This is a genomic window from Nocardioides sp. SLBN-35, from assembly GCF_006715725.1.
Classification (GTDB): Bacteria; Actinomycetota; Actinomycetes; order Propionibacteriales; family Nocardioidaceae; genus Nocardioides.
The window spans coordinates 2,790,101-2,807,097 of record NZ_VFNU01000001.1; the positions used below are offsets into that span (position 1 = coordinate 2,790,101).

Genomic DNA, 16,997 nt, shown 5'->3' on the forward strand with positions numbered 1-16,997 from the left:
GGTCAGCGACTGATCAGCGACCCCGGAACTGCGGAGCCCGCTTCTCGAGGAAGGCACGCGGGCCCTCCTTGGCGTCCTCGGAGGAGAACACCGCGGCACCGATCTTCGCGTCGTCGGCCCAGCACTCCTCCTCGTGCTTGCCCTCGGAGTCGCGCATCGTCTTGAGGATCGCCTGGACGGCGAGCGGGCCGTTCGCCGCGATCCGGTCCGCGATCTCGTGCGCCTTGGCCAGCGCCTCGCCGTCGGGGACGACGTGGCCGATCAGGCCGAGCTCCTTGGCCTCGGGAGCGCCGAGGGTGCGCCCGGTGAGCAGCAGCTCGGCGGCGACCGTGTAGGGGATCTGCCGGGGGAGCCGTACGGCGGAGCCGCCGAGCGGGTACAGCGACCAGCGCGCCTCCGCGACGCCGAACTTGGCCGACTCGCCCGCGATCCGGATGTCGGTGCCCTGCAGGATCTCCGTTCCGCCGGCGATGGCGGGGCCCTCGACCGCGGCGATCAGCGGCTTGGTGAGCCGGAAGCCCTTGAGCAGGCCCTTGATCGTGGTCGGGTCGTAGGCGCCGGACTCGAAGCTCTCCGAGGGCGGCTTGTCGTCGGCAGCCTTGAGGTCCATGCCGGCGCAGAAGTACCCGCCGGCGCCGGTGAGGATGCAGACCCGGATCTCCGGGTCCTCGTTCACCCGGTCCCAGGCGGCCTCCATGATCCGCAGCATCTCGCTCGACAACGCGTTGCGGCGCTCCGGGCGGTTCATCGTGACGACCAGCTTGTGGCCGTCCTGCTCGACGAGGCAATCACTCATGTGAACAACGCTAGCGAAAAAGTGAAACGTGTTCTACTGTCGGCCTCGTGGCCCTGAACATCGCCGATCTCTTCGAACACGCCGTCGACGCCGTTCCCGACAAGCCCGCCGTCCAGGTGGGTGACGACGTCATCTCCTTCGCCGAGCTGGAGGCCGAGTCCAACAGGCTCGCGCACTACCTGCAGGCGCAGGGCATCGGAACGGGCGACCACGTCGGCCTCTACGCGAAGAACAGCATCGAGCACGTCATCGCCCTGATCGGGATCCTCAAGGTCCGGGCGGTCGCGATCAACGTCAACTACCGCTACGTCGCCGGCGAGCTCGAGTACCTCTTCGACAACGCCGACCTCGTCGGCCTGGTCCACGACCGCGTGTATGCGCCGCTGGTCGCCGAGGTGCTGCCCAAGGTCGGTGCCATGAAGGCCGTGATCGCGGTGCCCAACCCGCTCGAGCCCGGCGACGAGAGCGACCTGTCGTCGTACGGCGGCGTCACGCTCGAGGAGGCGGTCGCCGGCCAGTCCGCCGCCCGCGACTTCGGCGAGCGCAGCCCCGACGACATCCACATCATCTACACCGGCGGGACCACCGGCTTCCCGAAGGGCGTCATGTGGCGCCACGAGGACTTCTGGCGGGTGCTCGGCGGCGGCATCGACTTCATGACGGCCGAGCCGCTCGAGGAGTACGACCAGTCCAAGAAGGCGCTGCAGGACAGCCTGGTCACGCTTCCCCTCAGCCCGCTCATGCACGGCGGCGCCCAGGCCTCGCTGCTCATGCACCTGTTCGCCGGCCAGGTCACCATCCTGGAGCCGAAGTTCGACCCGGTCCGCACCTGGGACCTCGTCGACAAGCACGGCGTGCAGATGCTCTTCATGACCGGCGACGCCATGGCGGTGCCGCTGATCGACGCCTACGAGGCCGGTGGGTACGACGGCCAGACCCTGTTCGCCATCGCCTCCAGCGCCGCGATCTTCTCCAAGTCGGTGAAGGAGCGCTGGATGAAGCACTTCCCCAACGCCGTCTTCACCGACTCGGTCGGCTCCTCGGAGACCGGCTTTCAGGGCACCGGCCTGCAGGACGCCAGCGCCCTGTCCACCGACGGCCCGGTCGTCTCGATCCCGCCGACCACCGTGATCCTCGGCGACGACAACCGGCCGCTCGACCCGGTCAAGGACGTCGGCAGGATCGGCCGGACCGCTCGCTCGGGAAACGTGCCGGTCGGCTACTACAAGGACCCCGAGAAGTCCGCCAAGACCTTCGTCGAGATCGACGGCGTGCGCTACTCGATCCCCGGCGACAACGCCCGGATCGAGGAGGGCAACCGGATCACCCTGCTCGGCCGGGGCTCCAACTGCATCAACACCGGTGGCGAGAAGGTCTACCCGGAGGAGGTCGAGCAGGCGATCAAGGCGCACCCCGGTGTGTACGACGTCCTGGTGGTCGGCCTCCCCGACGAGAAGTACGGCCAGAGCGTCGCCGCCGTCGTCGAGACCCGCCCGGGACACGAGGTCGAGCTCGAGGAGCTGCGCACCTTCCTGCGCGCGCACCTGTCCGGCTACAAGCTGCCCCGCGCACTGACCATCGTCGAGGAGATCCCGCGCAACGCCACGGGCAAGGCGCAGTACCCGCGGGCCAAGGAGCTCGCGCTGGCCTCCCGTGAGCAGCGCGCAGAGAACGAAGGAGCGAACGCCTGATGCACACCGCCCTGTGCGATGCCTTCGGCATCGAGTACCCGATCTTCGCCTTCACCCCCTCCGAGCACGTCGCGGCCGCCGTCTCGCGCGCCGGTGGCCTGGGTGTGCTGGGCTGCGTCCGGTTCAACGACACCGACGAGCTCGACCGCGTACTGACCTGGATGGACGAGAACACCGACGGCAAGCCGTACGGCGTCGACGTGGTCATGCCGATGAAGATCCCCACCGAGGGCACCTCGGCCGACCTGTCGTCGTACATCCCCGAGGACCACAAGAAGTTCGTCGACGAGACCCTGCTCAAGCTCGGCGTGCCGCCGCTGCCGGAGGGCGAGGGCCGTGAGGGCGTCCTCGGCTGGCTGCACTCCGTGGCCCGCTCGCACGTCGACGTCGCGCTGCAGCACCGCCCGGTCCTCATCGCCAACGCGCTCGGCTCGCCGCCGGTCGACGTGATCGAGCAGTGCCACGAGGCCGGGCTCAAGGTCGCCGCGCTCGCTGGTGCGCCGAAGCACGCGCTGAGCCACGTCGCCAACGGCGTCGACATCATCATCGCCCAGGGCTACGAGGCCGGCGGGCACACCGGCGAGATCGCCAGCATGGTGCTCACGCCTGACATCGTCGACGCGGTCGGCCCGGACGTCCCGGTCCTCGGTGCCGGCGGCATCGGCTCGGGCCGCCAGATCGCGGCCTCGCTCGCGCTCGGCGCGCAGGGCGTGTGGACCGGCTCGATCTGGCTCGGCACCGAGGAGTACCGCAACCTCGCCGGCAACAAGGGCTGGGAGACCGCGTTCCTGCGGGCCACCTCGTCCGACACGGTGCGCACCCGGATCTACACCGGCAAGCCGGCCCGGCTGCTCAAGACGAAGTGGACCGAGGCATGGTCGGAGGAGGACGCTCCGGCGCCCCTCCCGATGCCGCTGCAGAACCTCCTCGTCGCCGACGCCCACAACCGGATCAACGCCTCCGGGGACCCCGACGTGATCTCGATGCCCATCGGGCAGATCGTCGGCCGGATGAACGAGGTCCGCCCGGTCGCCGAGGTCGTCGCCGACCTGGTGGCCGAGTTCGAGGCGACGGTCAAGAAGCTCGACGGGATCGCGGGGATCTGACGGATCTTTTCGCCGTACCGGCCGCACCAGTACGGCGTGACCGACTCCTCCCTCCTCCCGTGGGGCTTCGACGACATCGCTGCGTTCGGCGCCCGCCCTCACCTCGCCCCGCACCGGCTGCACGAGCAGCCGATGTTCACCGACGACGCCCTCGCCGACCTGCTGGACCGGCTGCCGCGGTCGGTCGTCCATCCGTACACGATGGGCGACGACCCGGCGCGCCCGGACCAGTGGCGGCGCGGTGCCGAGACCGACCTGCCGGGCAAGGAGCTCCTGGAGGTCGTCGCCCGCGGCCACCTGTGGCTCAACCTGGTCGGCATCGACCGCCACGACTCTGAGCTCGCCCGTCTCGTCGACGAGCTGTATGCCGGGATCCGCGCGCTGGTGCCCGGCTTCGCCCCGATCCGCACCTCGGCCACGCTGCTGCTGTCCTCGCCGTCGGCGATGGTCTACTACCACGCCGACAACCAGCCGAACCTGCTGTGGCACCTGCGCGGACACAAGCGCGCCTACGTGTACCCGTGCACCCAGCGGTTCGTGAGCGACGAGAACCTCGAGCGGCTGGTGGCAGGGGAGACCGAGGAGGAGCTGCCGTTCGACCTCGGGTACGACGAGCAGGCCGCGGTGCTCGACCTCGAGCCGGGCCAGGTCGCCTGGTGGCCGCAGAACAGCCCGCACCGCGTCGAGAACCTCGGCGACATGAACGTCTCGCTGTCCACGGAGCACTGGACGGCCGCCTCGGTGCGCCGCGAGCACCTGTGGACGGCCAACTACTACCTGCGCAACCGGCTCGGCCGGGTGCCGCGCTCGACCCGCGAGCACGGCCTGCTCCCGGCCGCCAAGGTCGCGGCGATGCGGCTCGGTCGCCGCGCCGGCGTGCTCGCGCCCGGGCGGCAGCGGGGACTCGTCCCGACCTTCACCGTCGACCCCGAGGTGCTCTCGGGGGTCGGCGGGCTCGGCTGAGCCTGCGTACTCAGCCGGATCCGGGCCCGGGTGCGCAGGATCGGAGCATGACCACACGCCTGCGTCCCGTCCTGCTCGCCCTCGTCCTCGCGCTTGCGCTCACCGCCTGCGGCAACGTGGTCACCGCCGACGTCATCGGTACGACGGCCGTCACCGTCGGCGCCGACGGCCGGCCGGTCGCGCTGGTCCGGGTGTGCACGGGTGGCATCGACACCGTCCAGGTCCTCGGTGACCGCGTCGGGCTGGCAGACGACGACCCGAACCCGGTCCTCGGGACCTGGCGGGCGGGTAGCGGGCACGACGGCACCGTCGAGCTGGTCCTCGGCGCCACCAACGACGGGTGGAGCGGTCCCGAGGAGCTCTCGCTCGACGACGACCGCACCTACGTGCTGAGCGCCCTCGACTCCGCAGCGGACGCCGAGGCCACCCAGGTGACCTTCACGCCGGTCCAGCTCGCGTCCCTGGCTCCGGGCGAGGTCGTCGTACGTGACGGCGAGGTCGTGCCGCGGGCCGAGGCCACCAGCTGCCCGGAGTAGCGACTACTCATCTAGGTTGGTGCCATGACCCGCAACGTGCTGATCGCCGGAGCCGGACCCGGGGTGAGCGGCTCGCTCGCCCGCCTGTACGCCGCGGAGGGCGGCTCGGTCGGCCTGCTGGGCGCCGAGGAGGACGTCCTCACCCAGCTGCGGGGCGAGGTCGAGGCCGCCGGGGCGCTCGCCGGCTCGTCGGTCGTCGACCTCACCGACGATGCCGCCACCCGCGCGGCCGTGACCCGGATGGGGGAGCACGTCGGTCACTTCGACGTCGTCCACTTCAACCCCTCGGCGTACCGCGAGAAGGACCCGCTGAGCCTGAGCCCCGACGAGCTGCTCGCGGACGTGCGCCTCGGCGTCGGCGCGCTGCTCTCGGTCCTCCAGGCCGCCCGTCCGTTCATGGGGCCCGGCGGCAGGGTCACGGTGACCGGGAGCATGGCCGCGGACACGCCGTGGTTCGGCGCGGCGTCACTGGGCGTGCAGAAGGCCGGGGTGCAGAACCTGGTGCGCAGCATCGACGCGACGCTGAAGGGCGACGGCATCCGCGCGGTCTCGGTGACCGTTCGCGGCCTGCTGAAGAAGGAGGGCCCGTTCGCGCCCGACAACGTGGCGCGCGCGTTGCGGGCCGCGATCGACCAGGACGAGGCGGACTGGCGCGCCGAGGTCCCCTACACCGGCTGAGCCTGGATCTCAGAAGGCAGAGACGTCCCCCGGCGCCCGCTGCGGCCGGCTGAGGGCCCGCACGAGTGCCACCTGCCCGTGGCGGCGTACGGCGACCGCGCTCAGCAGCGCGAGGACGTCGGCGACCACGTCGTCGGGGAAGTCGGGCGTCTCGACACCGACGCTGCTCGCCAGGTCGTCGGCGTGCACGACGATCTCCATCGCGCGGGTGACGAGGAAGTCGCTCGTGGAGAGTGACCAGCCCTGCCAGGGGATCCGGACCTGGTCCGGGATCCGGCGGTGGTGGTCGCGGAGCAGATCGGGCAGGCGCTCGAGTGCGGCGGTGCCGTGCGCGATGACGTCGTCCGGCCCGGTGCCGGCGGCGGCGTCGGCACCCTCGCGGATCGTCACGTTCACCTCGTCGTCGGGGCCGGCCTCGACCCAGGCCGCGCGGGCGTAGTGCTCAAGCAGTGGGATCGGCGGCTCCGCGACCGGCTCCATCTCCAGCAGCCGCACCGTGTTGCCGGCCTGCTGGACCAGGTGGTGCGCCAGGCCGCCCACGGACATCCCCGCGCACGAGCTCTCCTCGAGCCAGCCGGCCTTCACCTCGGTGCTCGAGGCGAGGTCGAGGGCGATCCGGGCGGCATCGACGAACGAGGCGTGCTCCATGCCCGCACACTAGCCACGGGTCGGTGGTCGACGTGAGCGCCGTCACCGTGCGAGGGTGGGCGCACTCGGCGGCCGGGGCCGCCCTACCGCAGACGACATGGGGGTCGCCATGGTGCACGAGGACACGACGCAGCGCACGGGCAGCCGGCCGCACGCGGTACGCCGGCTGGGCCTCGCCGCGGTGGCGGCCACGGTGGTCCTCGCCGGGGCGGTGCTGACGGCGGGCTCCTCGCAGGCCGACCTGTCGCTGAGCGGCGTGCCGCGCGCGACCTGCGCCACCGGCGACCTGCCCGAGACCGCGCAGCAGGGCCGGGTGCCGGCGGCCGACTACACGTCGGGGCGCGCGGCCCAGGGCTACCGCTGCAACACGGTGCAGGTCGGGCACCACGGCAAGCGCTCGGCGCTCGGGTCGGGCGGCTACAAGGTGCAGCGCTACACCGACGTCACCGGCCGCACCTGTGCCTACTACGACTCGGCGATGATGGTCGGCCTCAACCTGCCGGGCCTGCTCACCGGCGGTGCGGGCCTGGGCGTGGTCGTGCTCGACATGACCGACCCCGCCCATCCGGTGAAGACGGCCAACCTGATCACGCCCGCGATGCTCCAGCCGCACGAGTCGCTGCTGGTCAACCAGGAGCGCGGCCTGATCGCCGCCGTCATGGGCACCCTGGCGACCGCGCCGGGCGTGCTCGACGTGTACGACGCCAGCCAGGACTGCCGCCACCCGCGGCTGATGTCCACGACGCTGTCCGGCGTGATGGGCCACGAGAGCGGCTTCGCGCCCGACGGCCGGACCTTCTGGACCGCCGGCGCCGCGGGCTTCACGCTCACCGCCGTCGACCTCACCGACCCGCGGCGACCGCGCGTGCTGAAAACGAAGACCGGGGTGGTCTACCACGGGCTGCGGCTCTCCGACGACGGCCGCACCATGTACGTCGCCAACATCGGCAGCCCCAGCATCCTCACCGGCGGCCTGCTCGAGGGCGCCGGGCTCGACGTCCTCGACGTCTCCGACATCCAGGACCGTCGCCCGGACCCGGCCATCCGCACGCTCTCGCGGCTGACCTGGGACGAGTCGTCGATCCCGCAGGTCGCCGAGCCGTTCACCCGCGACGGGCGGCAGTACGTCCTCGAGGTCGACGAGTTCAGCGACCTGTTCGGTGACTTCTCACGCATCAACTCGCCGAAGAGCCCGGTCGGGGCCGCGCGGATCATCGACGTGACCGACCCGCGCGCGCCCTCCGTCGTCTCCAACGTGCGGCTCGAGGTCCACGACCCGTTGCTGCGCGCCGACGTGATGGGCGACCCCGGCGCCCGGATGATCGTGCGCAGCTACACCGGGCACTACTGCTCGCTGCCGACCCGCGACGAGCCGCGGATCGCCGGCTGCTCGATGATCGGCTCCGGGCTGCGGCTCTTCGACATCTCCGACCTGGCCCACCCGCGCGAGGTCGGCTACTTCAACCAGCCCGGCCCCGACGGCGGCGCGGCGCTCTCGCAGCCCGCATGGGACGTGGAGCGCCAGCAGGTCTGGTACACCGACCTGGACGAGGGCTTCTTCGCGGTCGGGCTGCAGGGACCGGCCGCGGCGCTGCTGCCCTGACCGGGCGGCTCAGGGCAGCAGCCGGCGATCAGGACGCGAAGCTGCGGCCGATCGCCAACGCCTGCTCGGTGGCGCCCCCGAAGAGGAACTCGAAGCGCTTGCCGCTGGTGAAGTAGCGGTGCGCCTCGCCGTCCAGGTCGATGCCGACGCCGCCGTGCACGTGGACCGTGGTGTGCGCGATCCGGTGGCCCGCGTCGGCGGCCCAGAGCTTCGCGGTCGCGACCTCGGTCGCGGCCGGCAGGCCCTCCTCGAGGCGCCAGATCGCCTGCCACAGCGTGAGTCGCTGGCCGAGGACGTCGATGAACCCGTCGGCCAGGCGCTGCGAGACGGCCTGGAAGGTGCCGATCGGGCGACCGAACTGCTCGCGGGTCTTGGCGTACTCCGAGGTCAGGCGCAGCGCACCCTCGGTCACGCCGAGCTGCTCGGCCGCGGCGAGCGCGACGAGGAGCTGGCCGAGGCGCTCGGGCGCCTCCGGCCCGCCGACCTGGGTGGCCGCGGCGCCGGAGAGGGTCACCAGCGCAGCCACGTCGCCGTCGCTGGTCCTCTGCGCGACCCGCTCGACGCCGGGCGCCGTCGCGTCGACGAGGTGGACGCCCACTCCGGACGGACCGGTTGCGGTGACGAGCAGCGCATCGGCAGCCATGCCGGCCCGGACCAGGGTCTTGGTCCCGCTCAGCGCACCGGACGCGTCCGCCGTGACGGTCGGGGAGGCGGGCAGGTGCGCGCGCTCCTCGGCCACCGCGGCGGCGTACAGCTTGCCCGAGTCGGCGGCGTCACCGAGCGCGGCGAGGCAGGCGGCGTGCACGGCGAGCGGCACGGGTGCGACGCGCTTGCCGCACTCGACCAGCACGCGCGCGACCATGACCAGGTCCAGCTCGGTCCAGTCGAAGGCGTCGCCCAGCGTCGCCCACAGGTCGCGGTCGAACCGGTCGCCGCCGGCCTCGACCTCCTTGAGCCGCTCGTTGGTGGTCTTGTCAGCGAGGATCTGCGCGGCCAGCTCGGCGGCCTCGTCCTGCTCGGGGGTGAAGAGGAAGTCCATGTCCGTGCTCCTCAGGCTCGCTTGGCGGCGGGCAGGCCGAGGCCGACGTACCCGATGATGTCTCGCTGGATCTCGTTGGTGCCGCCGCCGAAGGTCATGACCAGCGACGAGCGGTGGAAGCGCTCGAGGCGGCCGGCGAGCACGGCGCCGGGGGAGTCGCCGGTGACTCCGGCGTGCGGCCCGACGACCTCCATCAGCGAGCGGTAGACCTCGGTCGCCAGCTCGGAGCCGTAGATCTTGGTGGCCGACGCCTCCGCCGGCGACAGGGGTACGCCGTGGTCGGCGTCCGCGGCCAGCTTCCAGTTGATCAGGGTCAGCGCCTCGATCCGGGCGTGCGCGCGGCCGAGCGCGATCTGCACCCACTCGGTGTCGATGACGCGGCTGCCGTCGGGGTTGTGCGTCTCACGGGCCCAGTCCTTGACCAGGGTCAGCGAGTGCTGGAGGGGGGCGGCCGAGGTCAGCGCGACCCGCTCGTGGTTGAGCTGGTTGGTCATCAGCGCCCAGCCGCCGCCGCGCTCGCTGACCAGGTTGGACGCGGGCACCCGGACGTCGGAGTAGTACGTCGCCGACGTACCGACCCCGGCGACGGTGTGGACGGGGGTGTAGGACACGCCCGGCGCGTCGGCCGGGACCAGGATCATCGACAGGCCCTTGTGGCGGGGCGCGTCCGGCTCGGTGCGGCACGCCATCCAGAGCCAGTCGGCGTACTGGATGAGCGAGGTCCACATCTTCTGGCCGTTGATGACCCACTCGTCGCCCTCGAGCGTCGCCTTGGTCTTCAGCGAGGCGAGGTCGGTGCCGGAGCCGGGCTCGGAGTAGCCGATCGAGAAGTGCAGCTCGCCGGCGAGGATCTTCGGCAGGAAGTACTCCTTCTGCTCCTCGCTGCCGTAGCGCATGATCGTCGGTCCGACGGTGTTGAGCGTGAGGTAGGGGATCGGCACGCCGGCGATCGCCGCCACGTCGGTGAAGATCAGCTGCTCCACCATGGAGCGGGCCTGGCCGCCGTACTCCTTCGGCCAGCCGATCCCGAGCCAGCCGTCGCTGCCGATCTGGCGGATGACGTCCTTGTAGACACCCGCCTCGCCGAACTCGCCGGTGGCGGACGCCAGGCCGGCGCGGATCTCGGGGGTGACGAGCTGGGCGAAGTACTCGCGAAGCTCCTCGCGCAGGGCCACCTGCTGCGGCTCCAAGTCGATGTGCATGTTGTCACCTTAACGTCAAAACTGTAACGTGTTCTACATGAGCGACACGCGACTTCTCGACCAGGGCACCGTGCCGATCCGCTTCGCTCGCGGCTGGCACTGCCTGGGGCTGGCCTCGGACTTCGCCGACGGCAAGCCGCACGCCGTCCACGGGTTCGGCACCAAGCTGGTCGTGTGGCAGGGCGGCGACGGCGAGCTCAACGTGCTCGACGGCTACTGCCGCCACATGGGAGGCGACCTGACCCAGGGCGAGGTCAAGGGCGACAACATCGCCTGCCCGTTCCACGACTGGCGCTGGGGCGGCGACGGCAAGTGCAAGGAGATCCCGTACGCGCGGCGCGTCCCGCTGCGGGCCCGCACGCAGCGCTACGAGACCGTCGTGCGCAACGGCCAGCTGCTGATCTGGCACGACCCGGAGGGCTCGGCGGCCGACCACGACATCCTGCCGCCGGAGCTGCCCGAGGTGATGTCGGACGCGTACACGCCGTGGTCGTGGAACACCAAGGAGATCAACGGCTCGCACTGCCGTGAGCTGATCGACAACGTCGCCGACATGGCGCACTTCTACTACGTGCACTTCGCGTTCCCGACGAGCTTCCGCAACATCTTCGACGGCCACACCGCGACCCAGTTCATGGAGTCGAAGGGCCGCCCCGACACGATGGGCGGTGGGTACGGCGACGAGAACTCGACCCTCAAGTCGGTCGCGACCTACTACGGGCCGTCGTACATGATCAACTGGCTCGAGGTCGACTACAAGGGCTTCGTCACCGAGGTCATCCTGATCAACTGCCACATCCCGACCGGGCCCGAGTCGTTCCTGCTGCAGTACGGCATCACGGTCAAGAAGCCCGAGGGCCTCGACGAGAAGACCTGCGCCTACATCGCCGAGCGCTACACGGAGTCCTTCGGTGACGGCTTCCTCCAGGACGTCGCGATCTGGGAGAACAAGGTCGCCGTGCAGAACCCGCTGCTGTGTGAGGAGGACGGCCCGGTCTACCAGCTGCGTCGCTGGTACGAGCAGTTCTACGTCGACGTCGCCGACATCGCGCCCGAGATGACCGACCGGTTCGAGTTCGAGGTCGACACCACCAAGGCCAATGAGTACTGGCACGCCGAGGTCGCCGAGAACCTCGCCAAGCGGGCGGCCGCCGAGGCCGCCGCGCCCGCGGACGCCTGAGGCCGGCGACGCGCGATGGCATCGTTCGTCCCGACCAGCGAGGAGACCCTCGACGACCTGCGGCGCTACACGGAGGACCGGCTGGTCGACGTGGCCTGCCTGGACTGCCTGGCGCGGGTGCGGGTCAAGAAGAACAGCGACCACCAGACCTCCGTGCAGTGGAGCGCAGAGGCGAGGTCGGCGTGTCAAGAGTTCGTGCGACGAGATCAGCGTCCCGGCGGACGGGACGTGCACAAGCCGTGCACGCGGCTGATGGCTAGCATCGACGACGCAGTCCGGGCCGGAGATGTCCCGGTCGGCGCGTACGACGGCTACTGAGCCATCTGTTCGAGGAGTGGGAGTTTCGTGGACATCGAGTCCTTCGTGCTGGACGTCGTCGGTGTGGTCGAGGAGACCGCCGACGCGAAGTCGATCAGCTTCGCCGTGCCCGCGGGCCAGGAGGAGACGTTCGACTACAAGCCCGGCCAGTTCCTGACCGTGGCGGTGCCCAGCGACCAGACCGGGATCGCGGCGCGGTGCTACTCGCTCTCCAGCAGCCCCCACGACGGCGGTCCGCTCACCGTCACCGTCAAGCGCACGGCGGAGGGGTACGCGTCCAACTGGATCTGCGACAACCTCGAGGTGGGCGACACGCTGCGTGTGCTCCCGCCGTCCGGCATCTTCACCCCGGCCTCGATCGACGCCGACCTGCTGCTCTTCGCCGGCGGCTCCGGTGTGACGCCGATCATGTCGATCACCCGTACCGCCCTCGCGCACGGCAAGGGCCAGATCGTGGTCTTCTACGCCAACCGCGACGAGTCGTCGGTCATCTTCGCCGCCGAGCTCACCCGCCTGGCCGCCGAGAACCCCGAGCGCCTGCAGGTCATCCACTGGCTCGAGTCCGTCCAGGGCCTGCCGACCGAGGCCCAGATGAAGGCCTTCGCGTCGCAGTACGGCGGCTTCGACTCCTTCGTCTGCGGCCCGGCGCCGTTCATGAAGATGGTCACCACGGTCCTCAAGGACCTCGAGGTGCCCCGCAGCCTGCGCCACCAGGAGAAGTTCGTCTCCCTGGGCGGCAACCCGTTCGGCGACCTGGAGGAGCTGCAGGCCGTCGAGGCCGAGATCGCCCTCGCCGAGTCCGACGACGACGGCCCGGGTTCCGACGTCTTCGCCGACGCCCCGGCCGGCCCGGTCAAGCTCGAGGTCGAGCTCGACGGCGAGGAGTACACCTTCGACGACTGGGACCCGCGCACCAAGATGCTCGACTTCTTGGAGTCGAAGGGCGTCAAGGCGCCGTACTCCTGCCGTGAGGGTGAGTGCTCGGCCTGCGCCATCCGCCTGATCGAGGGCGACGTCAAGATGGTCTACAACGACGTGCTCGACAACGACGACCTCGAGGACGGGATCCGCCTGGGCTGCCAGTCGGTGCCCTTGACCGACACCGTGAAGGTGAGCTACTCCTAGAGACGACAACGGCCACCGGCTGCACCCCCCTAGGATGCAGCCGGCGGCCGTCGGTCTGTGTGGCTACCGGCCTCAGGCGGTCGGGGCCGGGGTGGCCGGCTGGGCGGCCAGGCACTTGTCGAGGCGCGCCTGCGCGTGCTCGACGCGCTGCACCTGGAACTTCTTGGCCTTCTGGACGTGCTGCTTCTTCTCCTTGGCCGTGGCGAGCTCGGCCTTGGCGTTGCGCTTCTCCTGGGCCGTGTCGGAGGCCTTGACCTCGGCCTTCGCCTCGGCGACGGCCTCCTTCTTGGCGGCGAGCTTCGCGGTCAGCGACTCGAGCTTGGCCTCGGCCTTGTCGAGCTGCGCCTGCTGCTTCGCGCAGGGGGCGTCGGTGGGCGGCGCGGCCACGGCGCCGGTCAGCGGCGCGACGGTGAAGCCGAGGGCGAGCACGGCCGCGGCGGCGGCGGTACGGGCGAGAGTCATGGGTGACGCTCCTTTTCGTTGGTCGAATCGTTCGTCACCCGGTACATGTCGCTGACCGGCCCGTGCGTTACATCGCTGCCTCAGCGCATCCGGGCGGCGAGCCTGGTCGCGGTCATGTGGGCGATCGACTCGATCGAGATCATCGGGTTGACGCCGGAGGCGGTCGGGAAGCAGGAGCCGTCGGCGACGTACAGCCCCTCGACCTCCCACGTGCGTCCGTCCGGGTCGACCGCGGACGTGTCGCGCGAGCCGCCCATCCGTGCGGAGCCCATGATGTGGAGCGCGGCGAGGGCGAGGGTGGCGGGCGCAGCACCGGCCGCGCGCAGGTCCTGCTCGAAGGTCGTGGCGGAGCCGCGGACGCCCGGCTCGTAGCTGACCGTGCGGTGGTGGGTCGAGGCGATCCAGCGGGCGCCGGCGGCCTCCGCGATCCGGGCGCCACCGACCAGGCCCTGGACTAGGTGGTCGGTGTCGCGCGGGGACAGCCGGTAGCGGACGACGGGCTCGCCGTGCCGGTCGACCTGCACGGTGCCGCCCGGGTCGCGGTCGCGCACGATCACGGCGACGCCCAGCGTGTGCCGCAGCTCGTTCATGCGGCGCCGGAAGTCCTCGGCGCCGCGCCAGTTGACGAAGCCGGTGCCGAACGCCGGCGTCAAGGGGGCGGTCTCGAAGAGCACGCCGTACCCGTCGCCGTCGAGGTCGGTGAGCGCATCGACGTACCGGCTCTGCATGGCGCCCACCCATCCGTCGACAGGCTCCTCCATCCGGCCCCAGACGGCGGTGGCGGGGTGCAGGCGGAGGTGGCGGCCGATGTTGGGGTTGGTCAGCCCGCTGCGCTGGAGCAGTGCCGGGGTCTGGATCGCGCCCGCCGCGACCACGACGGCGCGGGCGCGGACCTGGACCCGGTGGCCGTCCGCGGTGACGCCCTCGATCCCCGTCGCGCGCCCGAAGCTCGTCGTGACGGTGCGGACCGTGACACCGGTGCAGATCCGGGCACCCGCGTGGGCCGCGTCCTCGAGCCAGGTCTTCGCCGTGGACTGCTTGGCCCCGAGCCGGCAGCCCATCCCGCACCGGCCGCACTCGACGTCCTGGTCGCACCCGACCACGTTGCGCGGCATCGCGCCCACGTCCCAGCCCAGCGCCCGGGCGCCCCGCTCGAGGATCGCGTCGCGCGGGGCAGCCTTGTCGTGGTCGGTGTTGACGCCGAGGCGGGTGCACACGGCGTCCATCGAGGCGGCGTACTCACCGGTGGCGAACTGGGGTACGCCGTGCCCGGCCCACTCCTCGCGCACGCGGTCGGGTGTGCGGAAGGAGGTCGAGTAGTTCACGACGGTGCCGCCGCCGAGGCCCCGCCCGGCCAGCAGCGCCACCTGGCCCTCCGCCGTCGACTGCGGGCTCAGGGCGTAGAGCTCGAGGAAGCCGGTCTCCTCGCTGCCGTCGAAGTGCCGCTCGTCGTGCAGGCCGCCCGCCTCGAGCACGACGACGTCGAGCCCGGCGGCCGCGAGCACCCCGGCCGCCGTACCGCCGCCGGCGCCGGAGCCCACCACGACCACGTCGCAGCTCATCGTCGTGTCATGGGTCAGCGGCATCGGCCGGACCACCGGCGTCGGCGGGTCGGCGCGGACCCCGAGCGGGCCCGGGTAGCCCATCTCGTCCCACAGCGCCTGGCCGCCGGTCATGAAGTAGGGGAGCAGGCTCGCGGTCTTGAGGCCCTGGAAGAGCACCCGCTTCGCACCCACGCGGCTGTCGGACAGCGACAGCAGGACCTGCTCGCGCGCCGACTGGTCGAGCTCGGAGAAGCGGCGGGGGCGCCCGGCGAGGGCCAGCCCGAGCGCGCGGCTGTCCCACGCGTCGAGGAGCGCCCGCAGCTGTCGTACCTCGCCGGTGCGCGGGTTCGCCTCCGCGATCCGCAGCGCCAGCTCGTGGGCGCCGACCTCGGTCGGGGCCGGGACGCCGTCGCCACCGGGGGCGAAGGTGTCGGCGATGAGGCCCATGGCCCTGACCTGCCGCGCAGTGAACGCCATGACGGGACTGTAGGGCGTGTCGGTGGGTCGTGGGAGGGTCTCGGCATGACTGCTGCTGTGCCCGGTCCCGACGGCCTGCCCCGCTGCCCGTGGGCCGTCAGCGCCCCGGAGTTCCCCGCCTACCACGACACGGAGTGGGGCTTCCCGGTCGTCGACGACCAGCGGCTGTTCGAGAAGGTCAGCCTCGAGGGCTTCCAGTCCGGCCTGAGCTGGCGCACCATCCTGGTGAAGCGTCCCGCCTTCCGCGCCGCCTTCGCGGGCTTCGCCTTCGACGTGGTCGCGGGCTACGACGAGGCCGACGTCGCCCGGCTGCTCGCCGACGCCGGGATCGTGCGGCACCGCGGCAAGATCGAGGCGGTGATCAACAATGCCGGCCGCGCGCTCGACCTGGTCGAGGAGCGCGGCTCGCTGGCGGCGTACTTCTGGGGCTTCGAGCCGCCCCTGTCCGAGCTGGGCGACCCGCAGACCCTCACCACCTCGCCGGCCGCCGTCGCGATGTCGAAGGACCTCAAGAAGCGCGGCTGGCGGTTCGTCGGGCCGACCACCGCGTTCGCGTTCATGCAGGCGATGGGGCTGGTCAACGACCACGTCGCGGGGTGCGTGACCCGCGAGGAGGTCGCCCGCGCCCGGGCCGGCTTCACGCCCCCGGCGTGAGGGGCTGCGCCTCGACGACCCAGATCGTGTTGCCATCGGCATCGGCGACGGAGAACATCAGCGGCACCGGGCCCTCGCCGCCCATGAGCTCGCCGACGGCGACCCCCTCGTGCGAGAGGCGGGACCGCTCCCCGCGGACGTCCGTCGCCTCCACGCCGACGGCGCCCCCGCCCGGCGCGGAGCCGTCCCAGGCGACGTTGAGCGCCAGTACCGCGACCGATCCCGGCGGTGCGACCTCCACCCACCGGCCGGCGGCCTCGCCCTCGCCGAACGCGAGGTCCGAGCGCAGCTCCCAGCCGAGCGGTCCGGTGTAGAACGCGACGGCGGCGTCCTGGTCGGCGACGGTGAACATGGCGGTGGCGAGCGAGGTCACGGTGGTCACCTCCCGAGACTCCCACAGCGGTTCCACGCCGTGAAGCCACGCGCCCAGCACCGCCACGGTGTCCGGCACGAACTCCCGCGTCGCCAGCATCTCCCGCAGCCGCTCGACGCTCACCCACTCGCCCCAGGCGACCTCCTCGGCCTGCCAGGTGATCGGGCCGTCGTAGACGCAGGTGTAGGCGAACGCGTGGTACGACGTGTGCGCGTCGGTGTAGTCGTCCTCGCCCAGCGGTTGGAGGTCGACACCGGTGACCCCGAGCTCCTCGGCCGCCTCGCGCACCGCGGCGTCGTACGGCTCCTCGCCGGCCTGGAGTACCCCGCCGGCCGCGAAGTCGTAGCAGCCGGGGAAGACGTCCTTGGTGTCGGTGCGCCGGTGGACGTAGACCTCGCCCGCGCTATTGCGCACCACGACCAGGGTCGCCGCGTGGCGCAGGTTCCGGGCCCGCATCTGTGAGCGCGGCACCGACTCGCCGGTCGGGCGGCCGTCGGCGCCGTACAGGGCGACCTGTTCCTCAGCGGGTCCGGTCGGGGCGTCGTGGGACGGTCCAGGCATGTCCTCATCCTTCCGTCTCGGTGGTTGCGGTGCGAGGAGCG

The 16,997-nt window shown here is 71.5% G+C and carries 17 protein-coding genes; 10 read left to right on the forward strand and 7 right to left on the reverse strand.

Going from position 1 to position 16,997, the window contains the following annotated elements; genetic code table 11:
- Nucleotides 1-13: 13 nt before the first annotated feature.
- Complete coding sequence (locus FBY23_RS13500; protein ID WP_141798611.1) at nt 14-796, reverse strand: crotonase/enoyl-CoA hydratase family protein; 783 nt, start codon at nt 794-796, stop codon at nt 14-16.
- 47 nt (nt 797-843) lie between these two features.
- On the opposite strand from FBY23_RS13500, the gene FBY23_RS13505 reads away from it, so the two are divergent.
- From FBY23_RS13505 to FBY23_RS13525, 5 genes are read left to right on the forward strand one after another with little or no spacing between them, the layout of a single operon-like run.
- Nucleotides 844-2,487, forward strand: coding sequence for an acyl-CoA synthetase (locus tag FBY23_RS13505; RefSeq protein ID WP_141798612.1), 1,644 nt, complete (start codon nt 844-846; stop codon nt 2,485-2,487).
- The gene (locus FBY23_RS13510; protein WP_141798613.1) at nt 2,487-3,593 is read left to right on the forward strand and encodes a nitronate monooxygenase family protein; all 1,107 of its coding nucleotides are present in this window, start codon (nt 2,487-2,489) and stop codon (nt 3,591-3,593) included. The genes FBY23_RS13505 and FBY23_RS13510 overlap by 1 nt, the downstream gene beginning before the upstream one ends.
- 36 nt (nt 3,594-3,629) lie before the next feature.
- Entirely contained in the window at nt 3,630-4,556 is a 927-nt protein-coding gene (locus FBY23_RS13515; RefSeq protein ID WP_141798614.1) for a hypothetical protein, read from the forward strand.
- A 47-nt stretch (nt 4,557-4,603) separates the two neighbouring features.
- Nucleotides 4,604-5,092: a hypothetical protein gene (locus FBY23_RS13520; RefSeq protein WP_141798615.1), complete on the forward strand. Its 489-nt coding sequence runs from the start codon at nt 4,604-4,606 to the stop codon at nt 5,090-5,092.
- Between the two features lie 24 nt (nt 5,093-5,116).
- Complete coding sequence (locus FBY23_RS13525) at nt 5,117-5,770, forward strand: SDR family oxidoreductase (protein ID WP_141798616.1); 654 nt, start codon at nt 5,117-5,119, stop codon at nt 5,768-5,770.
- 9 nt (nt 5,771-5,779) lie between these two features.
- Here the strand turns inward: FBY23_RS13525 and FBY23_RS13530 are convergent, their stop codons facing one another.
- Complete coding sequence (locus FBY23_RS13530) at nt 5,780-6,418, reverse strand: maleylpyruvate isomerase N-terminal domain-containing protein (protein WP_141798617.1); 639 nt, start codon at nt 6,416-6,418, stop codon at nt 5,780-5,782.
- Nucleotides 6,419-6,515: 97 nt separating this feature from the next.
- Here FBY23_RS13530 and FBY23_RS13535 point away from each other — a divergent pair, with 97 nt between their 5' ends.
- Nucleotides 6,516-8,021, forward strand: coding sequence for an LVIVD repeat-containing protein (locus tag FBY23_RS13535; protein WP_141798618.1), 1,506 nt, complete (start codon nt 6,516-6,518; stop codon nt 8,019-8,021).
- A gap of 28 nt (nt 8,022-8,049) precedes the next feature.
- Here the strand turns inward: FBY23_RS13535 and FBY23_RS13540 are convergent, their stop codons facing one another.
- Nucleotides 8,050-9,060: an acyl-CoA dehydrogenase family protein gene (locus tag FBY23_RS13540; RefSeq protein ID WP_141798619.1), complete on the reverse strand. Its 1,011-nt coding sequence runs from the start codon at nt 9,058-9,060 to the stop codon at nt 8,050-8,052.
- Between the two features lie 11 nt (nt 9,061-9,071).
- A complete protein-coding gene (locus FBY23_RS13545) occupies nt 9,072-10,262 on the reverse strand; it encodes an acyl-CoA dehydrogenase family protein (RefSeq protein WP_141798620.1) in 1,191 nt (396 codons plus the stop codon).
- Nucleotides 10,263-10,299: 37 nt separating this feature from the next.
- On the opposite strand from FBY23_RS13545, the gene FBY23_RS13550 reads away from it, so the two are divergent.
- Genes FBY23_RS13550 through FBY23_RS13560 form a run of 3 tightly spaced genes read left to right on the forward strand, consistent with a single transcriptional unit; the run spans nt 10,300 to nt 12,885 of the window.
- Nucleotides 10,300-11,442 carry a Rieske 2Fe-2S domain-containing protein gene (locus tag FBY23_RS13550; RefSeq protein WP_141798621.1) on the forward strand — a complete coding sequence of 381 codons (1,143 nt, stop codon included), beginning with the start codon at nt 10,300-10,302 and terminating at the stop codon, nt 11,440-11,442.
- Nucleotides 11,443-11,457: 15 nt separating this feature from the next.
- Entirely contained in the window at nt 11,458-11,760 is a 303-nt protein-coding gene (locus FBY23_RS13555) for a hypothetical protein (RefSeq protein ID WP_141798622.1), read from the forward strand.
- Between the two features lie 27 nt (nt 11,761-11,787).
- Complete coding sequence (locus tag FBY23_RS13560; protein WP_141798623.1) at nt 11,788-12,885, forward strand: ferredoxin--NADP reductase; 1,098 nt, start codon at nt 11,788-11,790, stop codon at nt 12,883-12,885.
- Nucleotides 12,886-12,957: 72 nt separating this feature from the next.
- On the opposite strand, the gene FBY23_RS13565 is transcribed toward FBY23_RS13560, so the two are convergent.
- Nucleotides 12,958-13,347 (reverse strand): hypothetical protein, encoded by a 390-nt coding sequence (locus FBY23_RS13565; RefSeq protein ID WP_141798624.1) that lies wholly within the window; start codon nt 13,345-13,347, stop codon nt 12,958-12,960.
- An 80-nt stretch (nt 13,348-13,427) separates the two neighbouring features.
- The gene (locus tag FBY23_RS13570) at nt 13,428-15,368 is read right to left on the reverse strand and encodes a GMC family oxidoreductase (RefSeq protein WP_141798625.1); all 1,941 of its coding nucleotides are present in this window, start codon (nt 15,366-15,368) and stop codon (nt 13,428-13,430) included.
- Between the two features lie 45 nt (nt 15,369-15,413).
- On the opposite strand from FBY23_RS13570, the gene FBY23_RS13575 reads away from it, so the two are divergent.
- The gene (locus FBY23_RS13575; RefSeq protein ID WP_141798626.1) at nt 15,414-16,022 is read left to right on the forward strand and encodes a DNA-3-methyladenine glycosylase I; all 609 of its coding nucleotides are present in this window, start codon (nt 15,414-15,416) and stop codon (nt 16,020-16,022) included.
- Here the strand turns inward: FBY23_RS13575 and FBY23_RS26695 are convergent.
- Nucleotides 16,006-16,956 (reverse strand): NUDIX domain-containing protein, encoded by a 951-nt coding sequence (locus FBY23_RS26695; RefSeq protein ID WP_141798627.1) that lies wholly within the window; start codon nt 16,954-16,956, stop codon nt 16,006-16,008. The genes FBY23_RS13575 and FBY23_RS26695 overlap by 17 nt on opposite strands.
- Nucleotides 16,957-16,997: the final 41 nt, after the last annotated feature.

Excerpts from the sequence above, each read along its gene's own strand:
- FBY23_RS13500 (WP_141798611.1), bottom strand. The coding sequence starts at position 796 with ATGAGTGATTGCCTCGTCGAGCAGGACGGCCACAAGCTGGTCGTCACG.
- FBY23_RS13510 (WP_141798613.1), top strand. The coding sequence starts at position 2,487 with ATGCACACCGCCCTGTGCGATGCCTTCGGCATCGAGTACCCGATCTTC.
- FBY23_RS13520 (WP_141798615.1), top strand. The coding sequence starts at position 4,604 with ATGACCACACGCCTGCGTCCCGTCCTGCTCGCCCTCGTCCTCGCGCTT.
- FBY23_RS13525 (WP_141798616.1), top strand. The coding sequence starts at position 5,117 with ATGACCCGCAACGTGCTGATCGCCGGAGCCGGACCCGGGGTGAGCGGC.
- FBY23_RS13530 (WP_141798617.1), bottom strand. The coding sequence starts at position 6,418 with ATGGAGCACGCCTCGTTCGTCGATGCCGCCCGGATCGCCCTCGACCTC.
- FBY23_RS13535 (WP_141798618.1), top strand. The coding sequence starts at position 6,516 with ATGGGGGTCGCCATGGTGCACGAGGACACGACGCAGCGCACGGGCAGC.
- FBY23_RS13540 (WP_141798619.1), bottom strand. The coding sequence starts at position 9,060 with ATGGACTTCCTCTTCACCCCCGAGCAGGACGAGGCCGCCGAGCTGGCC.
- FBY23_RS13545 (WP_141798620.1), bottom strand. The coding sequence starts at position 10,262 with ATGCACATCGACTTGGAGCCGCAGCAGGTGGCCCTGCGCGAGGAGCTT.
- FBY23_RS13550 (WP_141798621.1), top strand. The coding sequence starts at position 10,300 with ATGAGCGACACGCGACTTCTCGACCAGGGCACCGTGCCGATCCGCTTC.
- FBY23_RS13555 (WP_141798622.1), top strand. The coding sequence starts at position 11,458 with ATGGCATCGTTCGTCCCGACCAGCGAGGAGACCCTCGACGACCTGCGG.
- FBY23_RS13565 (WP_141798624.1), bottom strand. The coding sequence starts at position 13,347 with ATGACTCTCGCCCGTACCGCCGCCGCCGCGGCCGTGCTCGCCCTCGGC.
- FBY23_RS13570 (WP_141798625.1), bottom strand. The coding sequence starts at position 15,368 with ATGGCGTTCACTGCGCGGCAGGTCAGGGCCATGGGCCTCATCGCCGAC.
- FBY23_RS13575 (WP_141798626.1), top strand. The coding sequence starts at position 15,414 with ATGACTGCTGCTGTGCCCGGTCCCGACGGCCTGCCCCGCTGCCCGTGG.
- FBY23_RS26695 (WP_141798627.1), bottom strand. The coding sequence starts at position 16,956 with ATGCCTGGACCGTCCCACGACGCCCCGACCGGACCCGCTGAGGAACAG.